Annotated in this window: 10 protein-coding genes; 2 read left to right on the top strand and 8 right to left on the bottom strand. The window is 39.7% G+C overall.

What is annotated here, in order from left to right; translation table 11 throughout:
* Nucleotides 1–117: 117 nt before the first annotated feature.
* Complete coding sequence (locus BT797_RS11255) at nt 118–747, bottom strand: MBL fold metallo-hydrolase (protein ID WP_045111880.1); 630 nt, start codon at nt 745–747, stop codon at nt 118–120.
* 244 nt (nt 748–991) lie between these two features.
* Between BT797_RS11255 and BT797_RS11250 the strand changes: the two genes are divergently transcribed.
* Nucleotides 992–1,366 (top strand): SirB2 family protein, encoded by a 375-nt coding sequence (locus BT797_RS11250; RefSeq protein ID WP_075472118.1) that lies wholly within the window; start codon nt 992–994, stop codon nt 1,364–1,366.
* Between the two features lie 99 nt (nt 1,367–1,465).
* On the opposite strand, the gene lnt is transcribed toward BT797_RS11250, so the two are convergent.
* From lnt to miaB, 5 genes are all read right to left on the bottom strand, one after another.
* Nucleotides 1,466–2,992, bottom strand: a complete 1,527-nt coding sequence (lnt, locus tag BT797_RS11245) for an apolipoprotein N-acyltransferase (protein ID WP_075472116.1) — start codon at nt 2,990–2,992, stop codon at nt 1,466–1,468.
* A gap of 79 nt (nt 2,993–3,071) precedes the next feature.
* Nucleotides 3,072–3,956 carry a CNNM family magnesium/cobalt transport protein CorC gene (gene corC / locus BT797_RS11240; RefSeq protein WP_045111877.1) on the bottom strand — a complete coding sequence of 295 codons (885 nt, stop codon included), beginning with the start codon at nt 3,954–3,956 and terminating at the stop codon, nt 3,072–3,074.
* A 42-nt stretch (nt 3,957–3,998) separates the two neighbouring features.
* Complete coding sequence (gene ybeY / locus BT797_RS11235; RefSeq protein ID WP_045111876.1) at nt 3,999–4,460, bottom strand: rRNA maturation RNase YbeY; 462 nt, start codon at nt 4,458–4,460, stop codon at nt 3,999–4,001.
* Nucleotides 4,457–5,488, bottom strand: coding sequence for a PhoH family protein (locus BT797_RS11230; RefSeq protein WP_075472114.1), 1,032 nt, complete (start codon nt 5,486–5,488; stop codon nt 4,457–4,459). The genes ybeY and BT797_RS11230 overlap by 4 nt, the downstream gene beginning before the upstream one ends.
* Nucleotides 5,489–5,519: 31 nt before the next feature.
* Nucleotides 5,520–6,947, bottom strand: coding sequence for a tRNA (N6-isopentenyl adenosine(37)-C2)-methylthiotransferase MiaB (gene miaB, locus BT797_RS11225; RefSeq protein WP_045111874.1), 1,428 nt, complete (start codon nt 6,945–6,947; stop codon nt 5,520–5,522).
* A 224-nt stretch (nt 6,948–7,171) separates the two neighbouring features.
* Between miaB and BT797_RS11220 the strand changes: the two genes are divergently transcribed.
* Complete coding sequence (locus BT797_RS11220; protein ID WP_045111873.1) at nt 7,172–8,344, top strand: FAD-dependent oxidoreductase; 1,173 nt, start codon at nt 7,172–7,174, stop codon at nt 8,342–8,344.
* A gap of 6 nt (nt 8,345–8,350) precedes the next feature.
* On the opposite strand, the gene BT797_RS11215 is transcribed toward BT797_RS11220, so the two are convergent.
* On the bottom strand, nt 8,351–8,986 hold the full coding sequence (locus BT797_RS11215; protein WP_045111872.1) for an outer membrane beta-barrel protein: 636 nt from the start codon (nt 8,984–8,986) through the stop codon (nt 8,351–8,353).
* Between the two features lie 8 nt (nt 8,987–8,994).
* The gene (locus BT797_RS11210; RefSeq protein ID WP_075472112.1) at nt 8,995–11,418 is read right to left on the bottom strand and encodes a C25 family cysteine peptidase; all 2,424 of its coding nucleotides are present in this window, start codon (nt 11,416–11,418) and stop codon (nt 8,995–8,997) included.
* Nucleotides 11,419–11,621: the final 203 nt, after the last annotated feature.

Genomic DNA, 11,621 nt, shown 5'->3' with positions numbered 1-11,621 from the left:
CGGCTTTCAGGCCGGTGGGCATGGGTTGTGACTTATAAAAATAAACCCAAGCTATGTTTCCATATCCTTGGGTATCAATTCTATCTTTGTACGTCAATAATCGCGTTATTTAATTTGTTATCTTACGTGCGGATTAGTTCTTTTTTCGTGACCGATTGTCGATGTCGGTCCGTGGCCTGGGAAGAATACCGTTTCTTCTGGTAATGTCCATAACTGGCCTTTGATCGCGGTCATCAAGGTATTAAAGCAACCTTGTGGGAAATCAGTACGACCGACAGAGCCATTGAATAATACATCACCAACAATTACTTGTTTTGTTGCTACGTGATTAAATACCACATGCCCGGGTGTATGGCCTGGGGTATGCAGAGCAGTCAATTCTTGATTACCAAATGCAATAATATCACCGTGCTCTAACCAACGTTGAGGTTCGAATGGTGGGACTTGTGGAAAACCGAACATCTGACCTTGCATTGGTAGTTTGTCTAACCAAAACTTATCGGCAATATGTGGACCTTCAATAGATACATTTAATGCTGCAGCAAGTGCTTCAGTGCCGCCAACGTGATCAATATGAGCATGTGTTAAAAAGATCTTCTCTACTTCTACGCCGTGTCGCTTCACTTGGCTAATAATCTTTTCAATGTCACCTCCGGGATCAACAATCGCGGCTTTATTGGTTTCAGGGCAGATTAATAGACTGCAATTTTGTTCAAAAGGCGTAACTGGAATGACTTTAACTTGCATTGCTTATCTCTCTTGGCTAGATAGTCGTGTTTGTTTAGCTATATACCCAAGTTACTTCAAAATACTGATTGCGTATCTTGAAGTAGCTTGGGTATATATAGTTGTGCTAGTTTACCGATTTGTAAGACAAGAGTATACGGTCTAAATTGTTGCGCTGTTGTTAATTGATGATCTGTGTCAAAGCAGATTTTAGATTGCTGGTTATGATAACAACCCTTATTTCTATTCTTTTAACGGAACTATTATGTATCCATTGCTGTTGAAAGCTCATTTAGCTTTATTGTTGATCAGTTTGTTAAGTTTTGCATTACGTACATTTTGGGCGATCAAAGGTTCTGAATATATTAACAATGAGGCTTTCTTTAAAATCCATAAGGTACTTAATTTGATACTTATTTTATCTGGTTTCGCGTTATGCGTGACGATCAATCAATACCCATTCGTTGATGCATGGGTAACTGAAAAATTTGTGCTGTTATTTGCTTATGTTGGATTTGCGATGTTAGCGTTTAAGCCTAAGATTAACTTAAAAGTACGTCAATTCTGCATTGCGGTGACTATGGTGTTTTTTGTGACTATTTTTTATATTGCGAAAACTAAAGTGGCGTTGTTTATATAAATATTGCGTTATCGTAAGCAAAGATCCATACGGATATATTGAATGACAAAGATGGCACTCTAGAGTGCCATTTTTATTACTTAGTGATTTTGTAATTATTTATAAAGAGACGTTGAGCTGACTTTTCGTTTTGCTTTTCTTCGTCAATAAATGATGACTGATTACACCTGCTAATAAAATAAAGGCCAAGATCAATAATGGCGTATTGCCATAATGGTTAAAAGGGGTTGCCCCTTGATAAGGCGTGACCTGTGCACGTAATACGGCTTTTTTGAATTGAGCTATACGACCCACTTCTTGACCCTGTGCATCGTAAATAGCAGTAATCCCCGTATTAGTACTGCGGATAACTGGGCGCTGGAATTCAAATGCTCGCATTCTCGCTATCTCTAAATGCTGATCTGGACCTATCGAAGAACCAAACCAAGCATCGTTACTTACCGTTAAAATAAAGCCGGTATCAGGTGTTACTGCATTCACTAAGGTTTGATTAAAGGCAATTTCATAGCAAATCGCGGTGGCAATATGTACATTACTTGCTAATAAATTTAATTGTTCCTCACCACCACGTTGAAATGATGACATAGGTAAATTAAATAAGGGCGCAATCGGCCTTAGTAGATCTTCAAACGGTACGAATTCACCAATGGGCAATAATTTATTTTTGTAATAACGGTCATTAACAGGGGAATGACCGTTATTATGTTGTTCTTGTTGACCGAGTACGATCACTGCATTGTAATACTCATCAATATTATCAACACGTTGGTAATTAATAATTCCCGTGATAAGGGTAGTATTCGTTTCGCGCATTAATTTTGATAAATAGTCCAAATAACTTTTCACTTGAAATTCTAATGCTGGGATGGCAGATTCTGGCCAAATAATAATATCCGCATCTGTATTATCTAAACTTAGTTTTAAATATTCATTGAGAATATCAGCGCGTTTTTCTGGTAGCCACTTTTTGTCTTGATCTGTATTACCTTGTACCAATGCAATTGACTTTATGGCTTGAGGGGTTGTCCATTGTTGACCTTTCAAGGCAATTGAAGACAATATGATAAGCGATACAACGGCGGCTGGCATGATGAATTTACGTTCACGATAAACATAATACAAACTGGCGGTGATGAAACAAACTGCGACAGTAATACCCTCGACACCGAGTATTGGCGCGTAGTTAACCAGCGGGTTATTCATCTGACTATAACCAAGTTCTAGCCAAGGGAAACCTGTCATCACCCAACCGCGTAACCAATCTGTGATTAACCAGATTGCTGGGAAGGCAATAAAGTAGCGTACTAAGGCTGAATGGGTGCTAAATCGGTTAACGAGATAGGCACAAAGCGCAGGGTAAATTGCAAGGTAAGCACACAATAGCAGAACCAGTAACCATGCAACGGGTGCAGGCAAACCGCCGAAATCTAAGATACTAACTGAAATCCAATGGAGACCTGCGACAAAGAATCCAAGCCCCCACAGAAAACCATATCCGGCCGCGTGTTTTGCTGATTTATTGTCAATGAAAAAGAGTAGGGAGAATAATGAAACGTATAAGCTAATGGTGTAATCAAACGGTGCAAAAGCAAAGACGCTAAGTGCGCCAGTAAGTGGCGCCCCTATTTTATGAATCAGTGATTTGATAGGTTATTCCTTTGTAGCAATTTACAGCGACAAGTGGAGTAACCTGCCACTGAGATGGTTAAGCTGATTCAGCTAAGCGATTCTGTTGTGCTTCTGGTACCTTCACTTGTAATTGGATGATACGACGGCGGTCAGCAGAAATGACTTTAAATTGGAAGTCGTCAACTGTAATGATCTCACCCTGCTCTGGTAAATGACCGAATGCATGGGCAATCATACCACCAATGGTATCAACTTCATCATCGCTAAAGTTTGATGCGAAGTAGTCATTAAAGTCATCAACTGGTGTTAATGCTTGCACTGAAAATACGCTTTTATTAATACGACGAATATCTTCTTGTGCGGATTCATCTTCATCGAATTCGTCTTCAATTTCACCAACGATTTCTTCAAGAATATCTTCAATGGTAACAAGACCTGAGACACCGCCAAATTCATCAACCACAACGGCCATATGATAGCGTTCAGAACGAAACTCTTTAAGGAGTTTATCAACACGTTTACTTTCTGGTACAACAACTGCTGGGCGCATAATAGAAGATAGCTCAAGGCTATCTGGCGCGCCAGTGAACACAAATTTGAGCAGATCTTTGGCTAATAAGATCCCTTCGATATGATCTTTATCTTCATTGACGACTGGGAAGCGCGAGTGCGCAGAGTCAATCATGATAGGTAAAAATTCTTCTACTCTCTGGCTCTTATCGATAGTAATTATCTGTGACCGTGGGATCATGATATCGCGTACTTTAAGTCCTGAGACTTCGAGCACACCTTCAATCATATCTTTTGTGTCTTGATCGATCAGTTCGCGATTTTCTGCATCTTGAATAACTTCTACAAGCTCTTCTCTGTTTTTCGGCTCACCTTGGAATAATTGAGAAAATTTATCAAAAAAACCTTTTTTTGATGAACCGTTTGTCGAGTGAGGTTTGTCGCCGTTCATAGTTTGTTGTACCTAAGTTATGTAACGTTAATGGTATTAATATTACTTTTCAGTAATATAGGGGTCTTCAAATTCTAGCTCTAGCATGATTTCGGTTTCAAGACCTTCCATCTCTTCGGCTTCTTCATCGATAATATGATCATAGCCGAGTAAATGTAAAGTACCATGAATAACCATATGCGCCCAATGTGCGGTCAGGGGTTTTTGTTGCTCTTGTGCTTCGTGTTCAACAACTTGTTTGCAGATAATTAAATCTCCAAGCAGGTCTAATTCAATGCCTTCAGGTACTTCGAATGGAAACGAAAGTACGTTGGTTGGCTTATTTTTGCCACGGTAATCATTATTCAATTGTTGGCTTTCTTCGTTATCAACAATACGAATAGTTACTTCAGCACTATCTTGAAAACGTTTAACGACTGCATTGAGCCAAGTTGTTAATTGTGCTTCGGTTGGTAATTGCTGTTCATCTTCAGTCGCAATTTGTAAATCTAACGTGGTATTCATTGGTCTTTATCCTTACGGGCAATGCTATCTTCAAAGTTTTCATAAGCATCGACAATTTTTGCAACAACAGGATGACGAACGACATCATTGGACATGAAAATATTAAAACTGATTTCTTTTACTGGCTCAAGTACATCCATTGCATGGCGTAAGCCTGATGTGATGTGTTTCGGTAAGTCAACTTGCGTAATATCACCAGTAATCACCGCTTTGGAATTAAAACCAATACGGGTTAAAAACATTTTCATTTGTTCAATAGTGGTGTTCTGACTTTCATCTAAAATAATAAACGCATCATTTAATGTACGGCCACGCATATATGCAAGTGGTGCAATCTCTATGACATTGCGCTCAATTAAACGTTCCACTTTTTCAAAGCCAAGCATCTCAAACAACGCATCATAGAGTGGGCGTAAATAAGGATCAACTTTTTGGCTTAAGTCGCCGGGTAGAAAACCTAACTTTTCACCAGCTTCAACAGCAGGGCGTGTTAATAAAATACGACGGACTTCTTGTCGCTCTAAGGCATCAACAGCTGCCGCAACGGCTAAATAGGTTTTTCCAGTACCAGCAGGACCAATGCCAAAGGTTATATCATGGGTTAAAATATTGGCAATGTAATTGGCTTGGTTGTCACCACGCGGCTTAATCATGCCACGTTTGGTTTTAATCACAGTACTAAAATTAGCTACTGCTTGCTTAGGCTCTGGTTCGAGTAATCGACATGCTTGTATCGCAAGATGAATTTTCTCTGGCTCAATATCGCTCACTTGGCCTTTTACTGGCTGAGTATCAATATGAAGATCACGGAGAATATCCATACAGCTGTGGGCATTAACCGGATTACCGGTAATGTGGAATTGATTATTTTGATAAGTGATTTCGACTTCTAAACGACGTTCAAGTTGTTTAATATTATCATCAAATGGGCCACATAAATGAGCGAGTCGCGCACCGTCAGCAGGTTCTAAAAATATATCGAGCGTTGTCGTATTTTTATTCAAAATCATCTCATTAGGCAGAGCCATTAAGGGTCATTAATGGCTCTTAGTCTATCTCTTATGGGTTGAACTTAGCAACACCTAGCTCATTGGGCTGATTGGTCGCACGTGCCAAGATTTCGCTTGGTTTAACAGCTGTACGTAGACCCATCTCATTTTCGCCACGGATGAACACACCGCGAATAGAGTTCGGGAATACATCAACAATATCTACATCTACAAACGTACCGATTAGATCTGGTGAACCTTCGAAGTTAACAACACGGTTGTTTTCGGTACGGCCAGTCAGTTCCATGATATTTTTCTTCGATGGACCTTCAACTAGAATACGCTGCGTTGTATTTACCATATTACGGCCAATTTTTTGTGACATTTGGCTAATACGTGTTTGTAAAATACTTAAACGTTGTTTTTTCTCTTCTAGCGAGACGTCATCTGGTAAATCTGCAGCAGGTGTTCCAGGACGCGCACTGTAGATGAAGCTGAAGCTAATATCGTATTCAATGTCTTCAATTAGTTTCATTGTATCTGCGAAATCTTGTTGGCTTTCACCTGGAAAACCGATAATGAAGTCTGAACTCATCACTAAACCTGGACGAGCTTTACGCAGTTTTCGGATCAATGATTTATATTCTAATGCTGTGTGCGCACGTTTCATCAAGGTTAAAATACGATCTGAACCTGACTGCACTGGTAAATGTAAGTGTGACACCACTTCCGGCGTATCTTTATATACTTCAACAATATCGCTGGTGAACTCAATAGGGTGACTGGTGGTATAACGGATACGGTCGATACCATCAATCGCAGCGACATAACGTAATAAGTCAGCGAATGAACACATGTCACCTTCGTGCATGTCACCACGGTAAGCATTGGCATTTTGACCAAGTAGGTTTACTTCACGTACACCTTGCTCTGCCAGCTGTGCAATTTCATATAAAATATCATCAAGAGGACGGCTTACTTCTTCACCACGTGTATATGGCACAACGCAGAATGTACAGTATTTTGAACAGCCTTCCATGATCGATACGAATGCTGATACACCTTCGGCACGAGGCTCTGGTAAACGATCAAACTTTTCGATTTCAGGGAAGCTGACATCAACAAGGCCTTTTTTACCGGCTTGTGCATCTGTAATCATTTCAGGTAAGCGGTGTAAAGTCTGCGGACCAAATACCAAGTTTACAATGGGTGCACGTTTTTGAATCTCAGCACCTTCTTGTGATGCTACGCAGCCACCAACACCAATCACTAATTTCGGATTGCGTTTCTTTAGCTTTTTCCAGCGACCCAGTTGGTGAAATACTTTTTCTTGCGCTTTCTCTCTGATAGAACAGGTATTTAATAGAAGAACATCCGCTTCCTCTGGGTTATCAGTCAGTTCAAAACCATTTTCGGCATTTAACAAATCTGCCATTTTTGATGAATCGTATTCGTTCATCTGGCAGCCCCAGGTTTTAATGTGCAGTTTTTTACTCATTATCCACGTTGCTCTTTATTATTTATTGCTATATTCGGGTTGTGTGAGAACACACAGAAGATCGCGTATTCTACTGCCTTAATAGTCTGTTGACTAGACGTTATCGCTGCTTCTATGTATAAATTTACTGTAATTTTCGTAGTACAAAGCAATCATTTCGACGTAAAGCTTGCTAGAATTCTGATTCAGATAAGAATTTACCCTTAAACGGTTCAGGAAGCACGATGCAGGAATTTGATGTAATTATTGTTGGTGGCGGAATGGTTGGTGCAAGTACCGCTAATCTACTCGCACCTTCGGGACTTAAAATTGCGGTAATTGAAGCGCAAGCGCCACCCGCTTTTTCATTTGATCAACCGATGGATCTACGTGTGTCGGCGATCAGTCTGGCCTCTCAGCAACTACTTGTTGCGACAGGTGCTTGGTCTAATATCAGAGAAATGCGTCTTTGCCCTTATCGCCGTTTAGAAACGTGGGATCAAGGTGGCTGCGAGATCAAATTCCATGCTAATGATATTGGTTACGACAAGCTAGGCTACATTATTGAAAACCGAGTGATTCAGTTAGGCTTACTCGAAGCAATGAAACGTCACAGTAACGTACAGTTGATGTGTCCTGAAAAAGTTGCCACTTTTGAGCAACGCAGTGAATATGCTGAAATTACGTTAACCTCTGGCGCTAAACTACGTGCTAAATTGGTACTTGCCGCCGATGGTGCTAACTCAATTATTCGTCAGCAAAGTAATATAGGTATTAGCAGTTGGGATTATCGCCAAAACTGCATGTTAATTAATATTAATACTGAACAACCGCAGCAAGACGTTACTTGGCAGGAGTTTTCGGCAACGGGACCAATGGCGTTATTACCGTTACCCGGGCATAAAGCATCGTTGGTCTGGTATCATCAAACCGCGCACATCAACTATTTAAGTAAACTGTCTCATGCTGAACTTAAAGTGGAAGTACAACAACATTTTCCTGATCTGATTGGGGGATTTGAGATCACCAATCATGGCTCATTCCCTCTGACACGACGTCATGCACAGCAATATTATAAAGGTCGAGTGGTGTTACTGGGTGATGCGGCACATACCATTAATCCATTGGCAGGACAGGGCGTTAATATCGGTTTTAAAGATGTGAATGTGTTATGTGAGTTAATTAGAAGTGCAGTGATAGAAGGTGAAGCCTGGGACAGTGAAGCATTATTAAAACAGTACCAACGCAGCAGAAAGCCAGATAACATGTTAATGCAAACCAGTATGGATCTGTTCTATTCGGTATTTAGTAATAACTCTGCACCTGCGAAGATACTGCGTAACGTTGGACTTGCTGTTGCACATCGCGCCGGACCCTTAAAGCGTCAGGCGTTACGTTATGCGATAGGCTTGGGTTAATTAAAGCTAGAATTTGTAACCGAAAGAGATATAAAGTGATGAAAATGTATAATCATCACTTATTCTTTTTCTTTCTTGATAATTTATATCTTTAATGAGCTCATCATACTTTAGCTTGGCTGTATTGACTTGATATTGTATACCTATATCGAAATTATCAGAGATTGAATACTTCCCTCCTAAACTGGCAATATAACCAAAACCGGAGCCTTTTACTTCCATCGGAAATATCCCTTCCTCAGATTCAGTACGTAGTATGTTGTAGCTTATTCCAAGAGTGGTAAATAATTTTATACTTTCAGCCGGACTGAAGTAGAGTACAGGGGCCACATGTGCTGAGTAGGTTGTTAAATTTAGTATTACGGATGAATTGCTAAAACGATAGAAACTATTTTTATGGAGCTCTAAGCCGCTTTTGACACCAAAGTAAATACTGTGGTTATCAGATAATGTTGCCAGTATGTGCGTTCTTTCTACGGCTAAACTATAATTATGCTCATTGACATCGATCGCGGAGTTCTCTGCTACCGATGTCGAACCTAATTTTAAGTCGACAAAATGGGAAGAGTTATCAAGAGCCTTGTTAGCATTGGCTGTACCCGTTGTTATTAATAACGCTATGGTGAGAATTATTTTATTCATTTTTATGTTCATCTTTTTGATTTAGAGTATTTTTGATTACGCATTAGATTTAGGGCAATCATGAGTATAATTAATATAAAGTCTATAGACGCAGCAGATTTTGCAGCGGTCGGTTTGGCTGGTGTGACAGGTGTGACAGGTGTGACAGGCGTGACAGGTGTGACAGGCGTGACAGGTGTGACAGGCGTGACAGCTGGTATTATATTAACAGTTGCTTGATAAGGTATGCCGTTATGCTCTGTGATGGTAATTTTAAAGGATTTTTCAGCTTTAATGTTACTAAATACTATGTGACCAGATGCATTGGTTTTACCTACCAAAGACTTGCCATCTGAAAATACCAAAGCCACGCGCGCACCTTCGATAAGGTTAGCTTGAGTTCGCACTGTAATATTGAAGGTTGTTATTTCACCTTGAGTAAGTGATTTATCGTGGTCGGCATATAATTGCTGAGGTTTTGCTGTCCGTAATTCTAATTCAGGATCGCCGTACCAGTTAAATAGACGAGCTGTTAATACAGCTATTTTGCTATTGGCCGTGTAGTGCGTAAAAACACGATCTTTTGCCCGATTTAACGCAATGGCTGGTTTCCATGATGTGGGATATAATTTACTCGACCAATTGGTATCGTAATCGTCCCAAAAGGTATCCATGATACCGATATGAAATAAATCATTATATCCAGAATAACTGACACGTGCTGCACCGGTAAACCCTACAGAACCACCGCTAGCACTTCGCATCCAAGATTCGGCAAATGTATCTTTACCATCAAACCAGCCTGTCGCACAGTTTAGGCTGAAAACGACTGGGGTAAGCGTATTACTCGTTAACGTGCTGACATCTGAACTGATAAATTGAGGATCTGCCCAACCTTGACCTCCGGCATAACCATGGTCGCGATGCATTACAAATCCGACTCCGGAATTAATGATGGCTGTAATGTCATCTCTGTCACCTATGCCCTGGTTTTTCCACACTTGTGGAACAATTGCGGGAGGGGGAATTCTGCCTGCGCCATAACCCCAACCGCCATAAGTTAAGTTTTTATTGGTTGCGGAATCCCACTTTAACGCTGTATGAATCTGAAAACCTTTATTAAATGGATCTACTGTCTGGTCAAAAAAATCATAATCAGGCCCAAGAAAATCGGCTAGACGGTGCAAATCCTCCATAAACATGCGATCGGCTTTTAAATCGCTGTTGCTGTCCTGGAATTGACCTGCTAATAAGACATGATTATAACGCTCACTGATTGCTGGTTTTTTTTGGTATGTTAAGGTTTTATTGACCATCGCAGTTATCTGATCGGCTGTATCACCAGGTAAGCGGCCGATGACGATATCGGGGTAGTTATCATTACCGTCAAGTAAGCTATATTCAAAATCGGTATACCATTTATGGTCTTTACCATGAAAAGAGTGACCAATCTGTTCCCAGGCCGGTAAATCTTCATGATCACCGACTAATAATACATAACTTGTCATGGTCCCATTACCATAAGCATCTTTAATGAACGCCTTAATTTCTTCTTGGCTATTACCCGATATATCTGTAGAGGCTACATAAACCTGATAACCCATCTGGCGTTTCCATTCTGCTAATGGTGTTACCGCATGAATAAACTCTGGTGGGGTAATAATCAAATAATCGGCCTGTTGGGAAGCTGATAATGATGTATCTATTTCAAAATTACTATTTGTACCGGATTTGCCTTTACCTTTATGTGGGAATTCATTTAAGAGGGGGTCTTGGCGTCTTTGCTCATTACCTTTTATTTCAGGATAAAGATACTGTAAATGGAAACGAACTTTTGTTGCAAAGCGTACTGTTTTGTTTAGTGGGTTGAAGTCGATAGGGTGATATCTTGCTGTAATAAATTTTTTACCGCGGATATAAACTGGAGATAAAAGTGTAACTGGGGCAGCTATGCTACCTGCCATCTGTATATATGCGTCTTCATTTTTAATAAATGGTAATCGCTCATCGGGACGCTCACCATTCATAAGGGCAACATCAGGAAAAGGCTGTTGAACAGGGTCTATCGTTGTGTTGATAAATGTGTCAGACCAAAGTATCTCATCAATGATTAACTCAATGTCTGCATCATTGGGGATCGATAGCATTTGCGAATAACTTTCAATATTAGGGTTACCTGGTATTTTGTTCCCCCCACCATCAGGTAATAGAATACGGCTGTATGTAATGCCATCATCCAGTACTACTTTTGCAAATATGGCTGAGTGCAAAGTCGCTTCAAAATTTTGACCATAAGCATCTTGGCTGATAATTGAGATATGTTTAGTGCCTTTCTCTGATGGGGAACCAAAAAAAATTTCTTTTTTATCTACAAGTTTACTATCAACATGCTCAGAAGCGATTACAGGTAGTACGGATAAAAAACAGATCATACTGAGTAATATTTTTTTCATTATGAATTCCAAGTAGACGAATAAAATATATATACGTGAAATTCTGCATTTATAATAACGATTAGTAAAATAATAAAAAATTATTTTACTATAATTAAATTTTATTAAGGAATAGATTAATTATTATTGAACGTTATTAAAATTAATTATCTATACATAATTATTATACAAAACTTATATTGTTTAATATTTTGGTTGTTAAT

The sequence above is a fragment of the Moritella viscosa genome (assembly GCF_900120065.1).
Classification (GTDB): Bacteria; Pseudomonadota; Gammaproteobacteria; order Enterobacterales; family Moritellaceae; genus Moritella; species Moritella viscosa.
The sequence above is the reverse complement of the archived record's forward strand: the minus strand, read 5'-3'. Positions and strand labels throughout refer to the sequence as shown.